This window comes from Phenylobacterium sp. T106 (assembly GCF_057219735.1).
In genome coordinates this window covers 878,455-902,734 of the sequence record NZ_JBXVWA010000001.1, presented here as the reverse complement: position 1 = coordinate 902,734, position 24,280 = coordinate 878,455, and the positions used below count along the sequence as shown (strand labels likewise).

Genomic DNA, 24,280 nt, shown 5'->3' with positions numbered 1-24,280 from the left:
CGCCATGGGACGATTCCTTGCCAGCCTGGCCTTGGCCCTCGCCGTCGCCGCTCCCGCGACCGCCGCGCCGCCCGACCTCTCGAACATGGGGGCCGCCGAGCTCTCGGCCTTTCTCCGGTCCTTCCCCAAGGGCGGCGAGCTGCACAACCACCTGGGCGGCGGCATCCCGGCCGAGGACCTGCTGGCGTGGGCCGTCGAGGACGGCCTGTGCGTCGACGCCGTCGAACTAGCGATCCGTCCGACCTGCGCCGGCGAGAACCTGCGTCCCGCGGCGGACTACCAGGGCAACGAGGCCTTGCGCTCGGCGCTGATCGACAGCCTCACCACGCGCGCCCCGGGGTTCCGGGGGCGTTCAGGCCACGACCAGTTCTTCACCGCCTTTGGCCGTCGGGGCATGAGTCCGCTGCGCGCGGGCGACGGCCTGGCCGAGACCCTGGAGGGGCTGGCGCGCCAGAACACCTTCTACGCCGAGCTGATGTTCACGCCGCAGTTCGTCGCCTCGCGCGCGGTGGGCGCCCGCGTGGGCTGGAAGGGCGATCCCGCGGCGACGAAGGCGGCGCTGTCGGCGGCCGGCCTTGAAAGCCTGGTTCCCGCCGCCCGCGCCGACGCCGACCGGGTGCTGAACCGCGCCCGCGAGGTCATGAAGTGCGACACCCCCCAGGCGAGGCCGGGCTGCCAGGTGACGGTCCGCTTCCTGTTCCAGGCGATGCGCGAAGGTCCGCCCGTGCAGACCATGGCGCAGCTCCAGCTGGGCGTCGCCACGATCGCCGCCGACAACCGGTTCGTCGGCCTGCAACTGGTGGCGCCCGAGGACAGCTTCGACGCCACCCGCTACTACGACACCCACATGCGGATCGTGGCCGAGCTGACGGACCAGGGCCGCCGGACGCCCGTGGCGCTGCACGCCGGCGAGGTCACCCTGAAGCTGGTCACGCCCAAGTCGCAGAGCCATCGGGTGCGCGACGCGGTGTTCGTGGCGGGAGCCCGCCGCATCGGCCACGGCGTGGCGCTGCCGCAGGAGACGGACGCCGACGCCACCGCCGCGGAGATGGCCCGCCGGGGCGTTCTGGTGGAAGTGCAGATCCTGTCGAACCAGGTGATCCTCGAGGTCGACCCTGCGGACCATCCCTATGCGTGGCTGCGGAAGAAGGGCGTCCCGGTGGCGCTCTCGACCGACGACTCCGGCATCACCCGCACCGAGCTCTCGGGCGACTACGTCGCCGCGGTGCGCAATGGCGCGACCTACGCGGACCTGAAGACGGCGGCCCGCAACGCCATCGCCTTCAGCTTCCTGCCGGGGGAGGGCCTGTGGCTGGATCCCAACGGCTATCGGCGGCCGGTGGCGGCCTGCGCGGGGCAGCTGGGCGCCGCCGAGCCGAAGGGCGCCTGCGCGGCCTTCGTCGCCGGCAGCGAGAAGGCCCGCGAGCAGTGGCGGCACGAACGCCTGCTGCGTGAATTCGAGGCCCGGTTCTAAGGTCGCGGGGGCCGATCGGCCAGGGTTCGCCCGGAGAAGCCGGGATCCCAGCCGCCGATCAGGCCTCCGCCGCCATGTAGACGAAGCGGGCGACGAACAGGGCGGCCAGGGCGAAGAGCAGCCAGTCGGCGCGGGCGATGCGACGCGTGGCGAGCTTCAGGACGGCATAGGCGATGACGCCGAAGGCGAGGCCGTTGGCGATGGAGAAGGTCAGCGGTATCGAGATCAGCGTCAGGAACGCGGGGATCGCGACCACGGGATCGTCCCAATCGATCTCGGTGAGGGCCCCCATCATCATGCTCCCGACCAGGATCAGGGCCGGCGCCGTCGCCGCGGCGGGGATCACGCCGGCCCAGGGCGCGACGAACAGGGTGGCGAGGAACAGCAGGCCCACGATCACCGCCGTGAGGCCGGTGCGGCCGCCCGCGGAGACTCCCGAGGCGCTCTCGATGTAGCTGACCACCGTCGAGGTGCCGGCCAGCGAACCCACGACCGTCGCGCCGGCGTCGGCGAACAGGATCCGGTTGAGGCGCGGGATCGTGCCGTCCGGCCGCACCAGCCCGGCCTTCTTCGAGACGGCGACCAGGGTGCCGACGTTGTCGAACAGGTCGACGAAGAGGAAGACGAACAGGATCTCCAGCAGCGCCAGGCCCAGCGTGCCGCCGCCGATCCCGAGCGCGCCTGGGATGTCGAGCTGGAGCGCCGTGCCGGTCATGGCCTCGACCGAGTAGGGAGCCGGCTTCCATTCCGCGAGGCCCAGGGCCCACCCGAGCGCGGCGGTGGCGACGACACCGATGAAGATCGCCCCACGCACCTTGAGCGCCATCAGGATGGCCAGGATGGCGAGGCCCAGGAGCGCCAGCAGCACCGTCGGCGAATGCACGTCGCCGAGGGTCACGAGCGTCGCGGGGTTGGCGACCACCAGGCCGGCCCCGCGCAGGCCGATGAAGGCGATGAAGAGGCCGATGCCGGCCGCGATGGCCGAGAACAGCGCCCGCGGGATGGCGCTGACGATCAGCTGTCGCACCCCGGCGATCGTGAGCAGGAAGAAGAGGACGCCCGACACGAAGACCAGGCCCAGCGCCGTCTGCCACGGCACGCCCATGGCCCCCACGACCGTGAAGGCGAAGTAGGCGTTCAGCCCCATGCCCGGCGCGAGCGCGATCGGATAGTTGGCGAGGAAGCCCATCAGCAGGCAGCCGATCCCCGCCGCCAGGCAGGTGGCGGCCGCCACGCCGGCCGCCGGCATCCCGGTGGTCGACAGGATCGCCGGGTTCACCAGCACGATGTAGGCCATCGTCAGGAAGGTCGTGGCCCCCGCCAGGGCCTCGGTGCGGACCGTCGTGCCGTTCTCGCGCAGGCGGAAGGTCGTCTCGAGAAAGCTCACGGCCGCGCTCCGTCGGGCAGGGTGTCTGCGTAGCGGTCCCAGCCGGCCACGAGCGCGCGCACCACCGGCGCCCCGACGCGGTAGGCGGCCTCGACCCCGGCCTCGAGCCCGCCGTCGGCGAAGACGATGCGGTTCGGCTTGCCGGCGGGCGGGCGGGAATAGTTGCTGGCGGCGCGCAGGATCAGCACCCGGCGCGGATCGACCCGCCCGTCGCGGGCGTAGAGGCCAAGCGTGTCGAGCACCGCCTGGTCCTCGCCGTCGGTCATGGCGAAGACGCCCTGGCCGTCGGTCTGCAGCCGCACCCAGTCGCGGGCCCAGCGCGTCCGCAGTTCGCCATGCCAGAAGCGGACCGTGCCCAGGCTGCCGCCCACGAAGACGTGCGGCGGCCGCTGGGCCGCGGGCTCCTCGCGATAGCCGGCTCGGTCGGCGGCGAGCTTCGGATTGTCGGGCAGCTCGACGTTGCGCGTGAGCTGGTAGGCCCAACGGGTCAGCCCAGGATCGAGCCGCCAGGCCATTCCACTGGCGTCGGCGCCGTCGCCCTTCTCGCCGGGGTCCCTGGCGTTGGGCGCGTACAGGCCCCAGGGCCAGCCGGCGATGATCTCGCGGTCGTCGATCTCGTAGAGCGGATCGGCGTCGACCACCCAGTCGGACCAGGCGGCGCTGCCGATCGAGCCCGTCCGCGGATCGACGCCGGCGATGCCCGCCATGAGCCAGTAGGCGCGGGTGAGGTCGAAGCGGGGATCCGAGATGACGGCGGCCAGCGACGTCCGGGCGCGGCCGAACATGCCCGTGTTGATCACCAGGACGCCGTCCTTCGTGATCCGGGCGGGCCGCGGGACGCCGGGGATGCGGATCGCCTCGGTCGCGGGATAGCGCTCGATCCAGAGCTGGAGCTCGCCCGCCGCATCGCCCGTGTCGGCGCCGAGCTCGAAGGCCGTGACGACCACCACCTTGATCGGGATCGCCGCCGCCTGCGCCGCCGCAGGGGCCAGCAGGGCGGCGATCAGCGCAAGCACGCGAAACATCAGGACTCCCCCGGACCGACCGCATTCGTCGCCCCGCGCGGCGACGGCGGCAAGCCCTCAGGCGGCCGGGCGGGCGTGGGCGAGCTCGCCCATCAGGTAGGTGCGCGCGATGGCGCGGTCGTCTGCCAGAATCGACAGCATGAACAGCGTCTCGGCGAGCGACCGCGCGCGGGCGGCGCGGCGGGCGAGGAGGGGCGTGGCGGCGAGGTCGATGACCACGAAGTCGGCCTCCTTCCCCGGGGCGAGATTGCCGACCCTGTCGTCGATGTGCAGCGCCCGCGCGCCGGCCAGTGTCGCCAGGTAGAAGGCGTGAAGCGGGTCCAGGTTGTCGCCCTGCAGCTGGCCCACCTTGTAGGCCTCGCCCATCATCTGCAGCAACGAGAACGAGGCTCCGCCGCCGACGTCGCTGCCGAGGGCCGTGGTCACGCCGCAGCCGCAGGCGCGGCGCAGCGGGAAGAGGCCGCTGCCCAGCATCAGGTTGGACGAGGGGCAGAAGGCCACCGCGGCGCCCGCGTTGGCGAGCCGGCCGAACACCTCGTCCGAGGCATGGACGCAGTGGGCGAACACCGAGCGGGGCCCGACCAGGCCGAACCGCTCGTAGACGTCGAGGTAGTCGCGGGCCGCCGGGAACAGCTCGGCCACCCGCGCGATCTCCTGGGTGTTCTCCAGCAAGTGCGTGTGCACGAGCACGTCGGGGTGCGCCGCGGCCACTTCGCCGGCCATGGCGAGCTGGGCGTCGCTGGAGGTCACCGCGAACCGCGGGGTGACGGCGTAGCCCAGGCGGCCCCGACCGTGCCAGGCGCGGATCAGGGCCTCGGTGTCGGCGCGGCCCGTTTCGACGGTGTCGGTGAGGCCCGCCGGCGCATGGCGGTCCATCAGCACCTTGCCCGCGATGAGCCGCATGTTGCGCGACAGCGCCGCTTCGAACAGCGCCTCGGCCGACACCTTGTGGACGGTGCAGAAGGCCAGCGCCGAGGTGGTCCCGCTGGCCAGGAGCTGATCGAGGAAGACCTGCGCCACCGCGTCGGCGTGGGCGCGGTCGGCGAAGGCCTGCTCGGCCGGGAAGGTATGGGTCTCCAGCCAGTCGAGCAGCTGGGTCCCCCACGCCGCAATGACGTCGACCTGCGGATAGTGGACGTGAGCGTCGACGAAGCCGGGCGTGATCAGGCAGCCCGGCAGGTGGGTGAGCGGGATGTCGGCGGGAAGGGTCGGGGCGAGGTCGTCGAAGGCGCCGAAGGCCGCCACGTGGCCGTCCTCCACCACCAACAGGCCGTCGGGGTGGTGCGCCAGGGCCTCGGCGATGGGCGTCCGCGAGGGGTCGTCCAGCATGTGCGCAAGCGCGGCGCGGAACGCCCGGCGGCTCATGGGGCGACGCCGATCCAGTCGGCGGGGGCGAGCTCGACCTCGTCGAGGTTGTCGCCGGGGCCCTCGCGGTCGACGACCAGGAAGTCGCTCTCGGCCTCGAGGGCCAGCAGGAAGTGGTGCCAGGTCCCGCGGGCGTAGTTCACGCCCTGCGTCGCCGCCGCGCGGAACAGGCGCACGCGCGCCGGATCGAAGTCGCCCGACGGGGCCACGGCCACCAGGAACGGGCGCCCCGAGAGCGGCATGAAGGCCTGGCTGCCCAGCGGGTGGCGTTCGAACACCTTCAGCACCGGCGGCGTCAGGGGCTTGCTGCGGAAGATGCTGATGATTGCGCGGCCGTCGCCGACCGCCACGTCGGCGAGGGCGTTGAAGCGCGTGGTCCAGCCGTAGTTGATGGGCATCGCCTCGGCCGCATCGGTCGCCTCGATCACGTCGCCGAACGGCGCGAAGGCGTCGGCGGTCAGCGGCTCCGGGGCGAGGCTACGCACGCGCGGCCCTCACAGCTTGGCGCCCGCCTTGATCCAGGCGCCCAGCCGAGCGCGCTCGTCGGCCGTCATGCCGGTCTCGTTGCCCTGCGGCATGGAGGTGGTGGCGACCGCGCGCTCGTAGATGCGCTGGGCGTGCTTCTGCAGGCCCTCGGCGGTGTCGAACATGGCGCCGTTGGGCGCCACCGGCACGCCGCGGTGGGTGGGCGCCGCGGCGTGGCAGGCGATGCAGTGGCGGTCGACGATGGCGCGCACCTCGGCGTACGCGGGAACGGCCACGGCCTGCGCCGGCTGTGGCCGCGCGCTGGCGTTGAGGACGGCGACGGTGACGAAGGCGAGCGCGCCGTAGGCCAGCCACTGCGGCTCGACGTGCCCGGCGTTCTTGCGGTTGAAGAAGTGGCGGATGGCCCATCCGGCGATCCCGAGCCCCGCGAGCCAGAGCCAGTTCAGCGGCGCGGCGTAGATCATCGGATAGTGGTTGCTGATCATGATGAACAGCACCGGCAGGGTCATGTAGTTGTTGTGGACGCTGCGCTGCTTGGCCTGCTTGCCCAGCGCCGGATCGGGGGTCTCGCCGGCGAGGACCTGGGCCACAACCTTCCGCTGGTTCGGAATGATGACCATGAAGACGTTGGCGGCCATGACGGTGCCGATGATCGCGCCCACGTGCATGAAGCCGCCGCGGTCGGCGAACACGCGGGTCAGGCCGTAGGCCGCAGCCGTCAGAAGAAGGAACCACAAGATACTGAAAAGACGAAGGTCCTGCCCGATCGGAGAGCGGCAGAGGGCATCGTAGGCCAGCCAGCCCACGACGAGGCTGGCCAGTCCGAGACTCACGGCCTGCCAGGTCGCGAGGTCGGCCTTGGTGCGGTCGATGAGGTTGAGGTCCGCCCCCACGTAGAACATCAGGCCGAGCAGCAGGAAGCCCGAGATCCAGGTGGTGTAGGCCTCCCATTTGAACCAGTGCAGCTCCTCGGGCATGCCGGCCGGCGCCACCATGAACTTCATCTGGCGGTAGAAGCCCCCGGAGTGGACGCTCCAGAGCTCGCCCGCGATGCCTTCCGGCGCGTCGTCGGGCTTCTTCAGGTGGCTGTCCAACCACATGAAATAGAACGACGATCCGATCCAGGCGATGCCGGCCGTCAGGTGCAGCCAGCGGATCGCGAGATTTGCCCAGGCCTCGAGCTCGGCCATCACGGCGCCGGCTCCTCCACCAGTTGCAGCAACTGGGCCGCGACGCTGACGGCGATCACCTCGGGCGCCTTGCTCTTCAGCGTCGGGATGCCGATGGGCGAGGTGAGGCGGGCGAGGTCGCCGTCGCCGAAGCCGTCGGCCCGCAGCCGGCTCTCGAACCGCGCCCGCTTGGTGGCCGAGCCGATGAGGCCCAGGTAGCGGAACCGCCCGTTGCGCAGCGCCGCGCGGACGAGCCGGTAGTCCAGCTCGTGGCTGTGGGTGAAGATGGCGAACAGCGTGTCCGGCGGCGCGGCCTCGACGGCCGCCTCCAGCTCGTCCTCGGACAGGATCACGGCCTGCGTGCCGCCGGCTTCGGGCCGAAGGTCCTCGCGGCTGGCCAGCCAATCCAGGTGAAAGGGCAGGGGCGCGAACGCCCGCGCCACAGCCTGGCCGACGTGCCCTGCGCCGAAGATCACGAGACGGGGGAGCCTGGGGCGGATGGCTTCGGAAATGGTGCGGACCTCCGGGATCGGCGTGCGCGGACTGTCCGAGGGGACCGCCGCAGGCTCGACCGTGCGCTGCATCGCGCCGTCCGCAAAGCGTGCGGTCAAGGCAAACGGCGTGGCGCGCGCCGCCGCCGGCTCCAGCCAGCCCAGGCATTCGGCATCCAGCCGCTCGATCAGCAGCCGAACGTGGCCACCGCAGCACTGGCCCAGCATCGGGCCCAGGGGATAGTCCTGGAGCGCGTGACGGCGGGCGTCCTGGGCCAGCAGGCGGCGTCCCTGCTCCAGCCCCTGCCGCTCCAGCGAGCCGCCGCCGATCGTGCCGGTGAACCGGTCGGGCCAGACCAGCATCCGCGCGAACGTCTCCCGCGGCGTCGAGCCCTGCGCGCCGACGATGGTGACCATGGCGAGCGGCTCGCCGCGCCGGACGGCGGCGAGCGCGCCGCGGATCCACTCAGCCACCGGCGCGCCTCCGGACATCGTCGACGGCGGCCAGGATGCGCTCGGGCGTGGCGGGCGCATCGAGGTCGGGCATGACGCGGTGGCCGCCCACGCTGGCGACGGCGTCGGTCAGCGCCGAGAAGACCGAGATCGCCAGCATCAGCGGCGGCTCGCCCACGGCCTTCGAGCGATGGATCGTCGGTTCGCGGTTCTCCCCGCCGGACCAGATGGCGATGTTGAACGCGTCGGGCCGGTCGCTGGCGGTCGGGATCTTGTAGGTGGACGGCGCATGGGTGCGGAGCCGCCCGGCGCCGTCGAACACCAGCTCCTCGGTCGTGAGCCAGCCCATGCCCTGCACGAAGCCGCCCTCGATCTGGCCGAGGTCAATGGCCGGGTTCAAGGACCGGCCCACGTCGTGGAGGATGTCCACGCGGGTCACCCGGTTCTCGCCTGTCAGGGTGTCGATCGCGACCTCGGAGCAGGCGGCGCCGTAGGCGAAGTAGTAGAACGGCCGGCCCTTGTGGTTGACGCGGTCGTAGCGGATGTCCGGGGTCCGGTAGTACCCGGCCGCCGAGAGCGAGATGCGGGCCACGTAGGCCTGGTTCACGAAGTCGCGGAACGAGAGCAGTTCGCGGCCGACCTGAACGCCGTCGGGCGTGAAGACCGGGTCGTGGCCGAAGTTCGAGCGCGCCCAGCCGGACAGGCGCGCCTTGATCTGCTCGCAGGCGTCGAGCGCCGCCATGCCGTTGAGGTCGCTGCCCGAAGAGGCGGCTGTGGCCGAGGTGTTCGGCACCTTGTCGGTCCGCGTCGAGGTGATGCGCACCGACGCGAGAGGGACCTGGAAGGCGTCGGCGACCACCTGGGCGACCTTGATGTTCAGCCCCTGGCCCATCTCGGTCCCGCCGTGGTTCAGGTGGATCGAGCCGTCGGTGTAGACGTGGACCAGGGCGCCGGCCTGGTTCAGGTGGGTGGTGGTGAACGAGATGCCGAACTTCACCGGCGTCAGCGCGAGGCCCCGCTTCAGGTGCGGATGGCCGGCGTTCCAGGCCCTGACCGCCGCGCGGCGTGCGCGGTAGCCGCACGACTCGGCGAGTTCGCGCATGATCGGGTCGATCACGGCGTCCGTGACGGTCTGGCCGTAGGGCGTCAGGTCGCCGGCCACGCCATAAAGGTTGGCGAGGCGCACATCCAGCGGGTCCTGGCCCAGCGAAAGCGCCACCGCGTCCAGGGCGCGTTCGATGGCCATCATCCCCTGCGGGCCGCCGAAGCCGCGGAAGGCGGTGTTCGACACCGTGTGCGTGCGGGCGCGATGCGAGACGATCTCGGCGGCGGGCAGGGCGTAGGCGTTGTCGGCATGGAACATCGCCCGGTCGTTGATCGCGTGCGACAGGTCGGCCGAGAACCCGCAGCGCGAGGCGAACTCGAACCGGGCGCCCTGCAGGCGGCCTTGCCCGTCGAAGCCCACCGACCAGTCGATCTCGAAGTCGTGGCGCTTGCCGGTCATGACCATGTCGTCGTCGCGGTCGAGGCGGATCTTCGCGGGACGACGGGTGACGCGGGCCGCCAGCGCCGCCATGGCCGCCCACTGGACCGACTGGGTCTCCTTGCCGCCGAAGGCGCCGCCCATCCGCCGCACCTCGACGGTGATCGCCGCATCGGGGCAGCCCAGCACGCGGGCCAGGATGTGCTGGGTCTCGGTCGGATGCTGGGTCGAGGTCCACACGTGCAGGTCCGCACCCTCGCCCGGGCTGACCAGGGCGACCTGGCCTTCGAGGTAGAAGTGCTCCTGCCCGCCCACCTGCAGACGACCCGAAAGGACGTGCGGTGAAGCCGCGAGGGCGGCCGCGGCGTCGCCCAGGCGCATGGTCTGGGTGGGCTCGATCAGCGATCCGGCCGCCACCGCGGCGTCGGCCGTGAGCCACGCGGGGAGATCCTCGTAGTCGACGACGGCGAGGGCTGCGGCCGCCCGCGCCTTCGGAAGCGTTTCGGCGGCGACGCAGAACAGGGCCTGGCCGACGAACTTCACTTCGCCCTCGGCGAAGAGGGGATCGTCGCCGGCGAAGGGGCTTATGTCGTTCTTCCCCGGGACGTCCGCCGGGGTCAGCACCGCCACGACCCCGGGCGCGGCGCGGACGGCCGACAGGTCGAGCCGGGTCACGCGCGCATGGGCCCGCGCGCTCTGCCCGACGGCCAGGTGGAGCAGGCCGGGCGGCTCGGGAATGTCGTCGATGTAGAGCGCCTCGCCGGAGACATGGCGGGGGGCGCTGTCGTGGCCGATCGGCGCGTGCAGCACCGGGCTGGGGCGGGCGACGCCGGAGTCAGCCATCGCCGCCTCCAGGGAACGACGTCGGCGGCCCGTTGTGGCGAGAGCCCCTCACGCGGAAACGGCCTCCAGGTCCTGGAGGCGATCACTGCCGGCCGCCTCGACGAACGCGCGCCGCAGCAGGTTGCGGGCGGCTTCCAGGCGGTAGCCGGCCGAGGCGCGCATGTCGGTGATGGGCGTGAAGTCGTTCGCGAGGGCCTCGGCGGCGGCCTCGACCGTCGCGGCCGTCCAGGCCCGGCCGGCGAGAGCGGCCTCGGCCTGTGGCGCGCGCTTCGGCGTCGCGGCCATGCCGCCGAAGGCGATCCGCGCGTCGGTGACCTGACCGGACTGCAGGCCCACCGAGAGACCCAGGCATACCGCGGAAATGTCCTGGTCGAAGCGCTTGGAAAGCTTGGCGATATGGACGATCCGGCCCGGCGGCGGCTTCGGGACCGTGACCGCCTCCACGAACTCGCCGGGGCGCCGGTCCTGCCGGCCGTAGTCGAGGAAGTAGGCCTCCAGCGGCAGTTCGCGCCGCGCCGACCCCCGGCGCAGGGCGAGCGTCGCGCCGGCCGCGATCAGGGCGGGCGGCATGTCGCCGATCGGCGAGCCGTTGGCGATGTTGCCGCAGACGGTCCCGAGGTTGCGGACCTGCAGGCCCCCCAGGCGGCGCAACAGGCCGTCGAACGCCGGGTGAAGCGACGCCAGCGCGGCGTGGGCCTCGGCGTAGCGCGCCGCCGCGCCGATCCGGATCGCATCGCCCAAGTCCTCGATCCGCTTCAGGTCGGCGCACTCGTTCAGCGAAACCAGGGTGGGCAGGACGCGCCGCTGCTTGGTGACCCACAGGCCCACGTCCGTGCCGCCGGCGAGAACCGTGGCGTCCGGGTTCGCCTCCAGCACCGCCGCCAGTTCGTCCGCCGAGCGTGGCGCGAAGAAGCGGCGGGCCCCGTGCTCCAGCGCGAGGCTCTCGGCCGGCCGGATCGCGGCGAGGGCGTCCGAGATGTCCGGCTCGGGCGTCCGCCCCATGGCCTGACCGGCCGCCAGGATCGGTCCGTAGCCGGTGCAGCGGCAGAGGTTTCCCGCCAGGGCGTCCTTCAGGGACGGGGTGTCGGCGGGCGCGCCCTCGCGCTGCAGGGCGTACAGGCTCATCACGAACCCGGGCGTGCAGAAGCCGCACTGGCTGGCGTGCGCGTCGACCATGGCCTGTTGCACCGGATGCAGCGAGCCCTCGCGCCCGAGGCTTTCCACGGTGAAGAGCGCCCGGCCGTCCAGCATCGGGGCGAAGAGGATGCAGGCGTTCACGGCGCGGAAGCGGACCCGGCCGTCCTCCAACTCGCCCAGGACCACGGTGCAGGCGCCGCAGTCCCCCTCGGCGCAGCCCTCCTTCGTGCCGGTCCGGCGCAGGTGATAGCGCAGCAAATTCAGGACGGTGAGCGTGGGGTCCGTGTCGGCCGGGAGCTCGTGCACGGCGCCGTCGAGCAGGAAGCGGATCGGCCGCGCCATCCTAGCTGCCCCGGTAGGTGGAGTAGGCGAAGGGGCTCACCAGCAGCGGGACATGATAGTGCCCGCCGGCCTCGGTGACATTGAAGTCGATGACCACCGTCTCGAGGAACGAGGGCTCGGACAGCGGCGCGCCCATATCGCGGAAATACTCGCCCACGCGGAACTCGAGACGATAGCCGCCCGGCTCCAGGTCGGGTCCGGCAAGCAGCGGACCGTCGAGCCGGCCGTCCAGATTGGTCACCGCGTCCGCCAGCACTCTGTCGCCGCGCAGGAGGCGAAGGGACATTCCGGCGGCGGGCCGCCCGTGCATAGTGTCCAGGACGTGGGTGGTCAGGCCGCTCATTTGGGTTCCGTGGTCGGCCGTCCAGAATCCGCGCACGGGCGGCGAATTGCAACTGCGCCGCGGGATTGCGAGGCTGCACGCCCGGTGAAGCCTGCTAAGCGGTCATCCATGCCCGAGACGTCCTATCCGCGCGACCTCATCGGCTACGGGAAGGACCCGCCGCACGCGAAGTGGCCCGGCGGAGCGCGGATCGCCGTCCAGCTCGTGCTGAACTACGAGGAGGGGGCCGAGAATTCGGTGCTGCATGGCGATGCGGGCGCCGAGACCTTCCTGTCCGACATGATCAACCCCGCGCCCGTCCCGGGCGCGCGCCACATGAGCATGGAGCAGATCTACGAATACGGCAGCCGGGCCGGAGTGTGGCGGCTGCTGCGCCTGTTCGAGCGATACGGCGTCCCGGTCACCGTGTTCGGGGTCGCCATGGCCATGGAGCGCAACCCCGCCGTCGTCGAGGCCATGCTGGAAGCCGGCCACGAGATCGCCAGCCATGGATGGCGCTGGATCAGCTACCAGGATGTCGACGAGGCCGTCGAGCGCGAGCACATGGCCCGGGCCATCGAGATCCACCGGCGGCTGACGGGCGAGCGGCCGCTGGGCTGGTACACCGGCCGGACCAGCCCCAACACCCGCAGGCTCGTCGCCGAGGACGGCGGGTTCCTCTACGACGCCGACGACTATTCCGACGATCTTCCGTTCTGGACGAGGGTCGGGCCGCGGCCGCACCTGATCGTGCCGTACACGCTGGAAGCCAACGACATGCGCTTTTCCGGCGCGGGGCTGAACACCGGCGAGCAGTTCTTCTCGTACCTCAAGGACGCGTTCGACGTGCTCTATGCGGAAGGCGCCGAGCGCCCGAAGATGATGAGCGTCGGGCTGCACGCCCGCATCGTCGGGCGGCCGGGCAAGATGGCGGGGCTGGAGCGGTTCCTCCGGTACGCGCTGGACCATCCGGACGTCTGGTTCGCCCGCCGGATCGAGATCGCGCGCCATTGGCGCGAGGTCCATCCGTACGCAGGATAGGCGCATGGATTTCCGGACCTGCTACGTCGCCTTCGAGACCCGCGCCGACCCGCCGCTGACCGTCGCGGGGCGCCTGGACGCGCCGCTGGGCGACGGCGCCACGCCGCCGGCGCGGGTTCCGGCGGTGGTCATCTGCCACGGCTCGGACGGCGTCGACGCGCGCGGGCGCTTCCACGCCCAGGCGCTGCAGGCGGCGGGGTTCGCGACCCTGGAGCTCGACATGTGGTCGGCGCGCGGGACCGTGCGCGGCGCGCCGGGGCGGCCGAAGACCGTGCCCGAGACCCTGCCGGACGCCTTCGCGGCGCTGTCGTTCCTGGCGCGCCAGCCCGAGGTGGACCCGCGGCGGATCGCGATCATGGGCTTCTCGTGGGGCGGGGTGGTCAGCGTCCTTTCCGCCACCCGCCGCTACGCCGACGCGCTGGCCGAGCCGGGCCTGGGCTTCGCGGCCCACGCGGCCTTCTATCCGGTGCTGTGGAGCTACAACCGCGCGCCCGGCCACGAGCTGCGCGGCCTGACCGGCGCCCCGGTGCTGATCCACGCGGGCGCGGCCGACGCCTACGATACGCCGGAGGTCTGCGAAGGCTTCCTGGCGGGCCTCGATCCCGCCGATCGGACGCATGTCGAGCTGGTGGTCCATCCGGGCGCGACGCATGCCTTCGACCGGGACATGCCGTCCAAGACCGTCCACGACCCCTACGCCCACAACGGCAAGGGCGGCGAGGTGCGGTTCGAGTTCGACCGCGCGGCCGCCGAAGCGGCGCGGGCGCGGGTGGTCGAGGTGTTCCGCGCGGCGTTCGGGAGGGTCGCCCCGTGACGCGGCCGTCGGCATTGTCGCGCGAGGCGTTCGTCGCGCGCTTCGGGCCGGTCTACGAGGCCTCGCCCTGGGTCGCCGAGGGGGTGTGGCCGAACCCGCCGGACGACCTCGAGGGCCTGGCGGCCGCCATGGCCGCCGTGGTGGACGCCGCGCCGCGCGAAGCCAAGCTGGCCCTGATCCGCGCACATCCGCAGCTGGCCAGCCGCGCGAGGATGGCCGAGGCGTCGGTGCGCGAGCAGGCGGGCGCGGGACTGGACGCCTGCAGCCCGGAGGAGTTCGCGGCCTTCCAGCGCCTCAACGGCGCCTACGACGCCCGCTTCGGCTTTCCCTTCATCTACGCCGTGAAGGGCGCGGGCCGGGCGGAGATCCTGGCGGCGTTCGAGGCCCGGCTGGCGAACGATCCGGAAGCGGAGTTCGCCACCGCCATCGCCCAGATCCATCGCATCGCCCGCTTCCGCCTCGCCGACCTCTTCGAGAGCGCCTGAATGTTCGAAGACATCCGCCGCAGCTTCGTCGACCTGGCCCAGCCGCGGCTGGGCTCGGAGGTGGTGTACGCCACCGACGACTTCTTCGCCGACAAGGCCCGCCTGATCTCGCCGACGGAGCCGGTGTTCATCCCCGGCAAGTACGACGAGAACGGCAAGTGGATGGACGGCTGGGAGAGCCGCCGCAAGCGCACGCCGGGCCACGACTGGTGCGTGGTGAAGCTGGGCGTTCCCGGGATCATCGCGGGCTTCGAGATCGACACCCGGCACTTCACCGGCAACTACCCGCCGGGCGCCGAGCTGGAGGTGTGCGTGTCGGACCAGGCCGTGCCGGACGAGGACGCGGGATGGGTCAAGGTGACGCCGCGGCTGGCGCTCAACGGAAACGACCGGCAGTGGGTCGCGGTCGATCACGCTCGGCCGGCCACGCACGTGCGGCTGCACATCTTCCCCGACGGCGGCGTGGCGCGCCTGCGCGTCTGGGGCCGCGTCGACCCCGACTGGTCGAAGGTGGCCGACGGCGAGGTGATCGATCTGCTCGCCATGGGCTGGGGCGGGCGCGGGATCATCGCCAACGACGAGCACTTCGGGCGCGTGGAGAACCTGACCGCGCCGGGCCGCGGCGTCGACATGGGGGACGGCTGGGAGACGCGGCGCCGCCGCGAGCCGGGGCACGACTGGGCGGTGCTGGAGCTGGGCGCCTTCGGCCGCATCGAGGAGGTCGTCGTCGACACCGCGCACTTCAAGGGCAACTACCCCGACCGCTGCTCGATCCAGGCCACGCGCCGCTCCCACGGCTCGCCGCAGGAGATCGCGGCACAGGCCGAGGGGTGGCCCCTGCTGCTGCCCGAGGTGAAGCTGCAGGCCGACCACATCCACACGTTCCGCGACGAGCTGGCCGACCTGGGACCGATCCGCTTCGTGCGCCTCAACATCTTCCCCGACGGCGGCGTCAGCCGGCTGCGGATGCTGGGGACGGTGGTGCGGTAGGCCTGGCGCGCGGCCTCGGCCTTCGTCTGGTGTTCACATTCTGTTCCGGGCGTGCTAGGAAATGGCAATGAGCGAGCAAGAAGATGGCTTTGAGGAAGAGCCCGGCGTCTTCGACATTGAAGACGACGCCGCCGTCGAGGCGTCGACGCTCCGTGGCATCGCGGACCTCGAAGCCGGGCGGGTGATCAGCCACGAAGCCGTGATGCGATGGCTCTTGTCGTGGGGCACGCCCGACGAGCTGCCGCCCCCGAAGTGCGGCGACTGATCTGGTCTGCGGAGGCGCAGGCAAATCTCATCGCCGTGCGCGACTATGTGTCGGAGTTCAGCCCTCTCGCAGCCGCGCGCTTGGCGGCAAGGCTGGCGTCGGTCGCTGATAGCCTGGCCGAGATGCCCGAGCGTGGGCGCCCGATCGCCAAGGGGCTTCGGGAGTTGACCATCGTGTGGCCCTATCTTCTCAGGTACCGTGTCACGCCGGAGCTTGTGGAGGTCGTCGCGATCCGCCACGGCGCACGTCGTCCCCGCTAAGCGGCGAGCTTCTCCGGCAGGCCGCCGGCCTCGACCAGGTAGCCGATCACGTCGTCCAGCCCCTTCAGCCGCGTCAGGTCGGTGAAGACGTAGGGGCGCTCGCCGCGCGCGGCGCGGGCGTCGCGGTCCATGACGGCGAGGTCGGCGCCCACGTGCGGGGCGAGGTCGGTCTTGTTGATGATCAGCAGGTCCGAGCGCGTGATCGCCGGGCCGCCCTTGCGGGGTATCTTCTCGCCCTGGCAGACGCTGACGACGTAGAGCGTGAGGTCCGCGAGATCCGGGCTGAAGGTGGCGGCGAGGTTATCGCCGCCGCTCTCGATGAAGATCACGTCCAGGCCGGGGTGGCGGCGGTTCATCTCGGCGATGGCGGCCAGGTTGAGCGAGGCGTCCTCGCGGATCGCGGTGTGCGGGCAGCCGCCGGTCTCCACGCCCAGGATCCGGTCCTCGGGCAGCGCCTGCAGCCGGTTCAGGATCAGGGCGTCTTCCTGGGTGTAGATGTCGTTGGTGACGACCGCGATGGACCAGCGGTCGCGCATCGCCTTGCAGAGCTTCTCGGTGAGGGTGGTCTTGCCCGATCCGACGGGGCCGCCGATGCCGACGCGCAAGGGGCCGTTGAGGCCGTGTCCGTTCATGAGCCGAAGAGCCTCCCGTCCAGGGTTTCGTGCCGCATCGAGGCGATGTCCGAGACGACCGACGCCGAACCGAGGTCGTCCAGGGTCGAGGCGGCGGCGCGGTTGGCGGTGCGCACGATCACCGGCTCCAGCGCGGCGATCACCTGCAAGGCGTCGGACTGGCCCAGCGGCACGGCGCGCACGGCGACGCTGACCAGGTTCGAGGCGAAGGCGTGGAGCCAGGCGGACAGCGCCGGCTCGAGCGGCAGGCCCGCCGCGCCGGCGGCGGCGCCCAGCGCGACGGGGTAGGGGGCCCGCACGATCGGCGGCGGGCTCCAGGCCGCGACGGCGGTCAGGAACGCCTCGCCCTGCGCCATCGTCTCGCGCCGGCGTTCGAGCGAGGGACAGAGCGCCTCGGCCAGCTCGGCCACGTCGTCCAGCGCCGCATGATCCTCGGCCGTGCTCGCCGTCCAGGCCGCCTTGAGCAGCACCGCGTCGCTCCACGCGGAGCCGTGTTCGATCAGGCCGGCGAGCCAGGCGGTGAGCGAGCGCGTGTCGTCGACGGCGCCGTCCCGGATGGCGGTCTCGAGACCGTGCGAGAAGCCGAAGGCGCCGGTCGGAAAGGCCGGCGACAGCCAGGTCAGCAGCCGCAGCAGGCGGGCTTCAGTGGGCATGGTCGTGGCTGTGCTGATGGCCGTGGTAGGCGCCGCCCTCGGGATCGAACGGCGCCTCGATCTCGCGGATCCGCGCGCCCTGGTGCTCGAGCATGTGTGCGATCACGTGGTCGCGACGGATGAGGATGCGGTCCTCGAACACCTGCGCCGCGAGGTGCCGGTTGCCGATGTGCCAGGCGAGGCGCAGCAGGCCCTGGGGCGTGCCGGCGCGGACCTCGAGGAGCGGTTCGGCCTTGGCGATCACCTGCACCACGCCGCCCTCCGCGAGCAGCAGGCCGTCGCCGTCGCGCAGATGGGCGGCCTCGGCGAGGTCCAGGAGGTAGCGGGTTCCGGACACGCCGGTCAGGACCACGCGGCGGCGGTGGCGGCCGTCGTAGTCGAGCACCACCATGTCGGCGGCGAAGCCGGCCCAGCCGCCGGCGGGGGCGATGCGGGTGATGGGGGTCATGGTCGTCATCAGAACAGGAAGTACCTCTGGGCCATGGGCAGGACGTCGGCGGGCTCGCAGGTGAGGAGTTCGCCGTCGGCGCGGACTTCGTAGGTTTCGGGATCCACCTCGATGACCGGGGTGGCGGCGTTGTGGATCATGGCGGCCTTGCCGATGCCGCCGCGCACGTTCTCGACCGCCACCATCGCCTTCCACGTCCCCAGCCGCTCGGGCAGACCCCGCTCGAGCGCCAGCTTCGACGTGAAGACCACCGACGAGCGCGAGACGTTCCGGCCGTAGGCCGCGAACATCGGCCGGTAGTGCACCGGCTGCGGCGTGGGGATCGAGGCGTTGGGGTCGCCCATCGGCGCGGCGGCGATCGACCCGCCCAGCAGCACCAGGTCGGGCTTCACGCCGAAGAAGGCCGGGTTCCAGAGCACGAGGTCGGCGCGCTTGCCCGCCTCGACGCTGCCGATGTGGGCCGAGAGCCCGTGGGCGATGGCCGGGTTGATGGTGACCTTGGCGATGTAGCGCTTGACCCGGGCGTTGTCGGCGGGGCCGTCGCCGGGGAGCGGACCCCGCTGGCGCTTCATCTTGTCGGCGGTCTGCCAGGTGCGGATGAGCACCTCGCCCACGCGGCCCATGGCCTGGCTGTCGGACGAGATGATCGAGAGCGCGCCCAGGTCGTGCAGGATGTCCTCGGCGGCGATGGTCTCCTTGCGGATCCGGCTCTCGGCGAAGGCCACGTCCTCGGGGATCGCCGGGTCGAGGTGGTGGCAGACCATGAGCATGTCGAGGTGCTCGGCCAGGGTGTTGCGCGTGTAGGGCCGCGTCGGGTTCGTGGACGACGGGATGACGTTGGCGAACCCCGCCACCTTGAGGATGTCGGGCGCGTGGCCGCCGCCCGCGCCCTCGGTGTGGAAGGCGTGGATCGTCCGGCCTTTCAGCGCGGCGATGGTGTCCTCGACGAACCCGCTCTCGTTCAGGGTGTCGGTGTGGATCATCACCTGGATGTCGTGGTCGTCGGCGACCGACAGGCAGCAGTCGATCGCGGCGGGCGTCGTGCCCCAGTCCTCGTGCAGCTTCAGCGCGCAGGCGCCGCCCGCCACCTGTTCGACCAGGGCGTCCGGCAGGCTGGCGTTGCCCTTGCCCGCGAAGGCCAGGTTCATGGGAAACGCGTCGGCGGCCTCGATCATGCGGGCCAGGTGCCAGGGTCCGGGCGTGCAGGTGGTGGCGTTGGTCCCGGTCGCCGGGCCCGTGCCGCCGCCCAGCATGGTGGTGACGCCGCTCATCAGCGCCTCCTCGATCTGCTGCGGGCAGATGAAGTGGATGTGGGCGTCCATGGCGCCGGCGGTCAGGATCTTGCCCTCGCCGGCGATGATCTCGGTGCCCGGGCCGATGACGATGTCCACGCCCGGCTGGGTGTCGGGATTGCCGGCCTTGCCGATGGCGGCGATGCGGCCGTCCTTCAGGCCCACGTCGGCCTTCACGACGCCCCAGTGGTCGATGATGAGGGCGTTGGTGATCACCGTGTCGACGGCGCCCGCCGCGCGGGTGACCTGGGACTGGCCCATGCCGTCGCGGATCACCTTGCCGCCGCCGAACTTCACCTCCTCGCCATAGGTGGTGAAGTCGCGCTCGACCTCGACGAAGAGCTCGGTGTCGGCCAGGCGCACGCGGTCCCCGGTGGTGGGGCCGAACATGTCGGCGTAGGCGGCGCGCGCGATCCGGGCGGGCATCAGAGCGGGCCCATCACGTCCTGGCGGAAGCCGTAGACCGTGCGGGCGCCCGCGAGCGGGACCAGCGCGACCTCGCGCTCCTGACCGGGTTCGAACCGCACGGCCGTGCCGGCGGCGATGTCCAGGCGGAGGCCCCGCGCGGCCGCGCGGTCGAAGCGCAGGGCCGGGTTGGTTTCGCTGAAATGGTAGTGGCTGCCCACCTGGATCGGCCGGTCGCCGGTATTGGCCACCCGCAACGTCACGACGGGCGCGCCGGCGTTGAGCTCGATGTCGCCCTGCGCCGCGATGACCTCGCCCGGGATCACTTGCGGACCGTGGCGCGGCGCCATGCCCAGCCCCCGGTCGCCGCCAGGACGACCAGCGCCGCCAGCGCCAGGACGTGGTCGGGCTGGGTCAGCAGGTGCCGCGCCTGCTCGGCCGCGGCGAGCGTCTCGTGATGACCGTCGTGGGCCAGGGCCGGCGTGCCGGCCAGGGCTGCGAGCAGGACGAGTTTCCAGCGCATCGGGGTCTCCTTCAGCGGATCGGGTGGTGGACGGTCACGAGCTTCGTGCCGTCGGGGAACGTGGCCTCGACCTGGACGTCGTGGATCATCTCGGGGACTCCGGCCATGCACTGGGCGCGGGTGATGACGTGCGCCCCGGCCTCCATGAGGTCGGCCACGGGCCGGCCGTCGCGGGCGCCCTCCACCACGAAGTCGGTGATGAGCGCCACGGCCTCGGGATGGTTCAGCTTCACGCCGCGCGCCAGGCGCTTGCGGGCGACCTCGGCGGCCATGGCCACCAGCAGCTTGTCCTTCTCGCGCGGGGTGAGGTTCACGTCAGGTCCTCCACACGCGGGGCAGGGGGCGGCCGTCCCGCAGCAGCTCCAGCGCGGGCAGCAGCACGCGGCGAAGGGCGAGGCCGTCGGGGGCCGCCAAGCGGGCGAAGAGCTTGCCGTCGAAGGCGCTCGCGCCGCCGCCCGGTCCCAGCAGCGCGCGGAGCGGCGCGAGGAGGCGCCCCGCCTCTCCGTCGACCACGAGGATCGAGGCGAAGGCCCGCGCACCGTCCAGAAGCGGCGCGCGGGCCGCGAGGTCCGCCACCGCGCCCTCCAGCCGCAGTTCGTCGGCGAAGATCAGCCGGCCCTCCTGCCGGACCCGCCAGCGGTCCCGCAGCAGGCCGCGCCGGACCGTCTCGCCCATGGCCGAGCGGCCCAGCACCACGGCTTCCGTCGCCAGCAGGCGCGCGCCGGGCGCCAGATCGGCCTCGAGCCGGCGCGATATCGCCCCGCCGTCGAACAGGATCGTCTCCTGCGGTAGCCAGTCGAGCCGGCCCTGCTCGCGAACCTCGAGCCTGGCGGCGACCTCGGCCACGCCGTCGCGGGCCCGGTAGACCTTCTCGCAGGCCTGGGACGTCAAGGTGAGGGCCGCGCCCGCCGCGACCTCCGCGGACCAGCTCAGCCGGTCGCCCCCCGTGAGGCCCCCGGCGGTGTTGATCAGCACCGCCTCGGCCCCGTCCGAGGCCGGAAGGCGGATGTTGGCGCAGCCCTCCTGGTAGAGCCTCTGGAGCCGGGTGCGCCGGCCGTCGCTCGCGACCGTGACGCGGCCCTCGCCCCTCGCGCGCTCGAGGACGGGAAGGTCCGGCAGAGAGGCGGGCCCCTGGATCATCGCGACAGCCTGGGATGGCGCCGCCGCCTGTCCAGCCATGGGCGCCCGCGGGCCGGGCCGAAACGTCCGGCGCCTATTTTTTGGGCGTCACCCTTCGGGCGGCTCTGCCCCGTCCAGTCCCGGGGTGGCTGCAGCGTGCGCGTGCGGGGGTGGGGAAGGGCGCCGCGGTTCAGGAAATCTTGCCAATTCCACAGCCTAGGATCAGTGTTCGCTCTCAAAGGCCCTGCGCCGGCGAGACCGCGCGGGGCCTTTTCGACTCTGGAGGCTTGCCTATCCATGTCCGGCAACAGGACATCCCATATCCGGCTCACCTCGCATCCCGGTGCGGGGGCGGCGAGCCGCTTCCCCATCCGCTGGGACGCCGCGACCGCCCGTGAGCGCGGGCCCGTGGTGGCCACCGCGAACGCTGGATCGGACCGCAACGCCATCGGCGCGCACGGCGGCGCCTACTCGGTCTATCGCGCCCTGGCGGTCGCCTCGGGGGCCATGGACCCGATGGTCCGCCCCGAGCTCGTCAACACCCATCCCGTCGTGCCGGTCGGCCCGCATCCGCAGTGGAGCGAGCCGGGCCGGATCGTCTCGCTCGATCCCTGGGGCGCGCGCATCGCCGAGGACTTCGCCGCCGAGATCGCCGAGGGGGTCGACATCCGGCCGACGATCGCGGTGACCAAGGCGCGCATCGACCTGCCCGAGATCCATGCGGCCATCCGCGCCGGGCGGCTGAAGCCCGACGGCAAGGTGCTGCACGATACGGGCGACGTGGCGGTGACCAAGGCGGCGATCGACCCCGTCTGGCATCTGCCGGGGGTGGCCCAGCGCTTCGGCGTGGATGAGCAGACCCTGCGCCGTACGCTCTTCGAGCAGACCGGCGGCATGTACCCCGAACTGGTCACGCGGCCCGACATGCAGGTGTTCCTGCCGCCGATCGGCGGGATCACCCTCTACATCTTCGGCGACGCCACGAAGCTGGGCGACCGCAGGGTCCCGCTGACCTGCCGCGTGCACGACGAGTGCAACGGCTCGGACGTCTTCGGATCCGACATCTGCACCTGCCGGCCCTATCTCACCCACGAGATCGAGGAGGCGACGCGCCAGGCGCAGCAGGGCGGCACGGGCCTGATCGTCTACAACCGCAAGGAAGGCCGGGCCCTGGGCGAGGTGACGAAGTTCCTCGTCTACAACGCGCGCAAGCGCCAGCCCGGCGGGGACCAGGCGGCCACCTACTTCGAGCGCACGGAATGCGTGGCGGGGGTTCAGGACGCGCGCTTCCAGCAGCTGATGCCCGACGTGATCCACTGGCTGGGCATCCGCCGGATCGACCGCTTCGTCTCGATGTCCAACATGAAGTACGACGCGCTCGTCGGCGGCGGGATCGAGATCGGCGAGCGCGTGCCGATCCCGGACGAGCTGGTGCCGCCGGACGCGAGCGTGGAAATGGAGGCCAAGAAGGCGGCCGGCTACTTCACGCCCGAGGGCGCGCCCAGCGAGGACGACCTGAAGAAGGTCGTGGGCCGTGACCTGAAGGCCTTCTAGTTGCCCGACCTTCTTCCGCAAGCGCGCCGCCTGCTGTCCGCCCACGCCGTGCGCGAGCGGGCGCAGGAGATGCTGGCCCTGGCCCAGGCGGGCGCGCTGGCCGAGTGGCGGGTGGACCTGGCGCGGCTGGAGGCGGCGGCCGACCTGACGGCGGAGACGGTGAGGGCGAACTACCCGGACCTGGCCGTGCCGTTCCACGCGCGGTGGCGGATGTTCGTCGCCGGGGGGCGCGACCTGTGGGCCGAGGCGGCGAAGCCGTCCGATCCCACCGAGCTGGGCCGCGTCGCCTTCGACCTGGTGATCCCGTCCGTGCTGCTGGACGCGGGCGCGGGCGCGGCGTGGCGATACCGCGACGCCGCGACGGGCGTGGAGATCGGGCGTTCCGAGGGCCTGGGCATCGCGTCGCTGCGGATGTTCGAGGCCGGCGCCATGTCGTCGGACCCGGCCGATCCGATGCGGGCGGACGCCCTGGATCGGGTGGACGCGGAGGCCGTGGCGCGGGCGTTCCAGGTGCGTGCGGACAACCCGATGGTGGGTCTGGAGGGCCGTGCGTCGCTGTTGCGGCGGCTGGGCGAGGCGGTGGGCCGCCCCGCCGTGCTGTTCGACGAGATGGCCGGCCGCGCGGAAGGCGGGCGGCTGCCGGCGCCGGTCATCCTGGAGGTGCTTCTGGACCGCCTGGGCCCGATCTGGCCGGGGCGACTCAGTCTCGACGGGACGCCGCTCGGCGACTGCTGGACGCACCCCGCCGTGGACGGCTACGTGCCGCTGCACAAGCTGTCGCAGTGGATGAGCTATTCGCTGATCGAGCCGCTGCAGTGGGCGGGCGTCGAGGTGACCGACGTCGACGGCCTGACCGGCCTCGCCGAGTACCGCAACGGCGGGCTGTTCGTGGATACGGGCGTGCTGCAGCTGGCGGACGCCGGGGATGCGGCGCGGGCCCACGCGGTGGGCAGTCCGCTGGTGGTGGGCTGGCGCTCGCTCACGGTGGCGCTCCTCGACCGGATCGCGCCGATGGTGCGCGGGCGCCTGGGCGTGCGGCCCGAGGAGTTCCCGCTGGCGCGGGTGCTGGAGGGCGGCACCTGGTCGGCGGGCCGGCGGATCGCCCGCCAGCTGCGCGCGGACGGCGGACCGCCGATCACCGTCGTATCGGACGGCACGGTTTTCTAGGGGGGCTGCAGATGGCCAGGCTTACCAAGGGCGTCACGGTCGTCGACCATCCGCTGGTCCAGCACAAGCTGACGCTCATGCGGATGAAGGACACGTCCACCAAGAGCTTCCGGCAGCTCCTCAAGGAGATCGCGGCGCTCGTCTGCTACGAGGTCACCCGCGACCTGCCGCTCGAGGACGTGGAGATCGAGACGCCGCTGCAGCGGATGACCGCCAAGAGCCTCGCCGGCAAGAAGCTGGTGTTCGCCCCCGTGCTCCGCTCGGGGCTCGGCATGCTGGAGGGCATGCTGGAGCTGGTTCCGGCCGCGCGCGTCGCCCACATCGGCCTCTACCGCGACCCCGCGACGCTGCATTGCGTGGAGTACTACTTCAAGGCGCCCGCCGACATCGCCGAGCGGACGGTGATCGTGATCGACCCGATGCTGGCCACCGGCAACACGGCCATCGCGGCGGTCGACCGGCTGCTGGAAGCGGGCGCGCGGGACATCCGGATGGCGTGCCTCCTCGCCTCGCCCGAGGGCCTGTCGAAGTTCCGGGGCCACCACGCGGACGTGAAGGTCTGGACCGCCGCCATCGACGAGCGGCTGAACGATCACGGCTACATCCTGCCGGGCCTGGGCGACGCCGGCGACCGCATGTACGGCACCCGATAGCC

At 72.1% G+C, this 24,280-nt stretch carries 27 protein-coding genes; 10 read left to right on the top strand and 17 right to left on the bottom strand.

All coding sequences use genetic code 11. From position 1 onward, the window contains the following. Positions 1-4: 4 nt before the first annotated feature. Complete coding sequence (locus AC2D8W_RS04485) at positions 5-1,474, top strand: adenosine deaminase family protein (RefSeq protein WP_484670504.1); 1,470 nt, start codon at positions 5-7, stop codon at positions 1,472-1,474. Positions 1,475-1,532: 58 nt separating this feature from the next. Here AC2D8W_RS04485 and AC2D8W_RS04480 read toward each other — a convergent pair whose 3' ends face one another. The 9 genes from AC2D8W_RS04480 to uraH are packed head-to-tail and all read right to left on the bottom strand — an operon-like array spanning position 1,533 to position 11,998. Beyond that, complete coding sequence (locus AC2D8W_RS04480) at positions 1,533-2,861, bottom strand: NCS2 family permease (RefSeq protein WP_484670503.1); 1,329 nt, start codon at positions 2,859-2,861, stop codon at positions 1,533-1,535. After that, on the bottom strand, positions 2,858-3,886 hold the full coding sequence (locus AC2D8W_RS04475; protein ID WP_484670502.1) for a purine nucleoside permease: 1,029 nt from the start codon (positions 3,884-3,886) through the stop codon (positions 2,858-2,860). Before AC2D8W_RS04475 ends, AC2D8W_RS04480 begins: the two co-directional genes overlap by 4 nt. Positions 3,887-3,943: 57 nt before the next feature. Then, complete coding sequence (gene guaD / locus AC2D8W_RS04470; protein WP_484670501.1) at positions 3,944-5,251, bottom strand: guanine deaminase; 1,308 nt, start codon at positions 5,249-5,251, stop codon at positions 3,944-3,946. Continuing rightward, positions 5,248-5,736, bottom strand: a complete 489-nt coding sequence (locus tag AC2D8W_RS04465) for an ureidoglycolate lyase (RefSeq protein ID WP_484670500.1) — start codon at positions 5,734-5,736, stop codon at positions 5,248-5,250. The genes guaD and AC2D8W_RS04465 overlap by 4 nt, the downstream gene beginning before the upstream one ends. A 9-nt stretch (positions 5,737-5,745) precedes the next feature. Beyond that, a complete protein-coding gene (locus AC2D8W_RS04460) occupies positions 5,746-6,927 on the bottom strand; it encodes a urate hydroxylase PuuD (RefSeq protein WP_484670499.1) in 1,182 nt (393 codons plus the stop codon). After that, positions 6,927-7,871: a xanthine dehydrogenase accessory protein XdhC gene (gene xdhC, locus AC2D8W_RS04455; RefSeq protein WP_484670498.1), complete on the bottom strand. Its 945-nt coding sequence runs from the start codon at positions 7,869-7,871 to the stop codon at positions 6,927-6,929. Before xdhC ends, AC2D8W_RS04460 begins: the two co-directional genes overlap by 1 nt. Continuing rightward, positions 7,864-10,176: a xanthine dehydrogenase molybdopterin binding subunit gene (gene xdhB / locus AC2D8W_RS04450; RefSeq protein WP_484670497.1), complete on the bottom strand. Its 2,313-nt coding sequence runs from the start codon at positions 10,174-10,176 to the stop codon at positions 7,864-7,866. The genes xdhC and xdhB overlap by 8 nt, the downstream gene beginning before the upstream one ends. Positions 10,177-10,224: 48 nt before the next feature. Continuing rightward, positions 10,225-11,655, bottom strand: a complete 1,431-nt coding sequence (gene xdhA / locus AC2D8W_RS04445) for a xanthine dehydrogenase small subunit (RefSeq protein ID WP_484670496.1) — start codon at positions 11,653-11,655, stop codon at positions 10,225-10,227. A gap of 1 nt (position 11,656) precedes the next feature. Further along, positions 11,657-11,998, bottom strand: coding sequence for a hydroxyisourate hydrolase (uraH, locus tag AC2D8W_RS04440; protein WP_484670495.1), 342 nt, complete (start codon positions 11,996-11,998; stop codon positions 11,657-11,659). 108 nt (positions 11,999-12,106) lie between these two features. Between uraH and puuE the strand changes: the two genes are divergently transcribed. From puuE to AC2D8W_RS04410, 6 genes are all read left to right on the top strand, one after another. Beyond that, a complete protein-coding gene (puuE, locus tag AC2D8W_RS04435) occupies positions 12,107-13,018 on the top strand; it encodes an allantoinase PuuE (protein ID WP_484670494.1) in 912 nt (303 codons plus the stop codon). 4 nt (positions 13,019-13,022) lie between these two features. After that, positions 13,023-13,832: a dienelactone hydrolase family protein gene (locus tag AC2D8W_RS04430; RefSeq protein ID WP_484670493.1), complete on the top strand. Its 810-nt coding sequence runs from the start codon at positions 13,023-13,025 to the stop codon at positions 13,830-13,832. Further along, positions 13,829-14,317: a 2-oxo-4-hydroxy-4-carboxy-5-ureidoimidazoline decarboxylase gene (gene uraD / locus AC2D8W_RS04425; RefSeq protein ID WP_484670492.1), complete on the top strand. Its 489-nt coding sequence runs from the start codon at positions 13,829-13,831 to the stop codon at positions 14,315-14,317. The genes AC2D8W_RS04430 and uraD overlap by 4 nt, the downstream gene beginning before the upstream one ends. Next, positions 14,318-15,307 carry an allantoicase gene (gene alc, locus AC2D8W_RS04420; RefSeq protein WP_484670491.1) on the top strand — a complete coding sequence of 330 codons (990 nt, stop codon included), beginning with the start codon at positions 14,318-14,320 and terminating at the stop codon, positions 15,305-15,307. It abuts the gene before it with no gap. 67 nt (positions 15,308-15,374) lie between these two features. Continuing rightward, positions 15,375-15,572, top strand: coding sequence for a CopG family transcriptional regulator (locus AC2D8W_RS04415; RefSeq protein WP_484670490.1), 198 nt, complete (start codon positions 15,375-15,377; stop codon positions 15,570-15,572). Then, positions 15,515-15,832 (top strand): type II toxin-antitoxin system RelE/ParE family toxin, encoded by a 318-nt coding sequence (locus AC2D8W_RS04410; protein ID WP_484670489.1) that lies wholly within the window; start codon positions 15,515-15,517, stop codon positions 15,830-15,832. The genes AC2D8W_RS04415 and AC2D8W_RS04410 overlap by 58 nt, the downstream gene beginning before the upstream one ends. Here the strand turns inward: AC2D8W_RS04410 and ureG are convergent. From ureG to AC2D8W_RS04370, 8 genes are read right to left on the bottom strand one after another with little or no spacing between them, the layout of a single operon-like run. Continuing rightward, positions 15,829-16,464: an urease accessory protein UreG gene (gene ureG / locus AC2D8W_RS04405; RefSeq protein ID WP_293481485.1), complete on the bottom strand. Its 636-nt coding sequence runs from the start codon at positions 16,462-16,464 to the stop codon at positions 15,829-15,831. The genes AC2D8W_RS04410 and ureG overlap by 4 nt on opposite strands. Continuing rightward, positions 16,461-17,117 (bottom strand): urease accessory protein UreF, encoded by a 657-nt coding sequence (locus AC2D8W_RS04400; protein WP_484670488.1) that lies wholly within the window; start codon positions 17,115-17,117, stop codon positions 16,461-16,463. The genes ureG and AC2D8W_RS04400 overlap by 4 nt, the downstream gene beginning before the upstream one ends. Further along, positions 17,107-17,574, bottom strand: coding sequence for an urease accessory protein UreE (locus AC2D8W_RS04395; protein ID WP_484670487.1), 468 nt, complete (start codon positions 17,572-17,574; stop codon positions 17,107-17,109). Before AC2D8W_RS04395 ends, AC2D8W_RS04400 begins: the two co-directional genes overlap by 11 nt. Beyond that, the gene (gene ureC, locus AC2D8W_RS04390; RefSeq protein ID WP_484670486.1) at positions 17,574-19,283 is read right to left on the bottom strand and encodes an urease subunit alpha; all 1,710 of its coding nucleotides are present in this window, start codon (positions 19,281-19,283) and stop codon (positions 17,574-17,576) included. Before ureC ends, AC2D8W_RS04395 begins: the two co-directional genes overlap by 1 nt. Next, on the bottom strand, positions 19,283-19,612 hold the full coding sequence (locus tag AC2D8W_RS04385) for an urease subunit beta (protein ID WP_484670485.1): 330 nt from the start codon (positions 19,610-19,612) through the stop codon (positions 19,283-19,285). Before AC2D8W_RS04385 ends, ureC begins: the two co-directional genes overlap by 1 nt. Continuing rightward, positions 19,585-19,785, bottom strand: a complete 201-nt coding sequence (locus AC2D8W_RS04380; protein ID WP_293481480.1) for a hypothetical protein — start codon at positions 19,783-19,785, stop codon at positions 19,585-19,587. The genes AC2D8W_RS04385 and AC2D8W_RS04380 overlap by 28 nt, the downstream gene beginning before the upstream one ends. A gap of 11 nt (positions 19,786-19,796) precedes the next feature. Then, a complete protein-coding gene (locus tag AC2D8W_RS04375; RefSeq protein ID WP_293481479.1) occupies positions 19,797-20,099 on the bottom strand; it encodes an urease subunit gamma in 303 nt (100 codons plus the stop codon). 1 nt (position 20,100) lies between these two features. Next, positions 20,101-20,925, bottom strand: coding sequence for an urease accessory protein UreD (locus AC2D8W_RS04370; RefSeq protein WP_484670484.1), 825 nt, complete (start codon positions 20,923-20,925; stop codon positions 20,101-20,103). A 276-nt stretch (positions 20,926-21,201) separates the two neighbouring features. Between AC2D8W_RS04370 and AC2D8W_RS04365 the strand changes: the two genes are divergently transcribed. The 3 genes from AC2D8W_RS04365 to upp are packed head-to-tail and all read left to right on the top strand — an operon-like array spanning position 21,202 to position 24,278. Next, complete coding sequence (locus AC2D8W_RS04365; RefSeq protein WP_484670483.1) at positions 21,202-22,458, top strand: GTP cyclohydrolase II; 1,257 nt, start codon at positions 21,202-21,204, stop codon at positions 22,456-22,458. Continuing rightward, a complete protein-coding gene (locus AC2D8W_RS04360; protein WP_484670482.1) occupies positions 22,459-23,625 on the top strand; it encodes a DUF1688 family protein in 1,167 nt (388 codons plus the stop codon). 11 nt (positions 23,626-23,636) lie between these two features. After that, positions 23,637-24,278, top strand: a complete 642-nt coding sequence (gene upp, locus AC2D8W_RS04355; protein ID WP_293481475.1) for a uracil phosphoribosyltransferase — start codon at positions 23,637-23,639, stop codon at positions 24,276-24,278. The last annotated feature ends 2 nt before the right edge of the window (positions 24,279-24,280 follow it).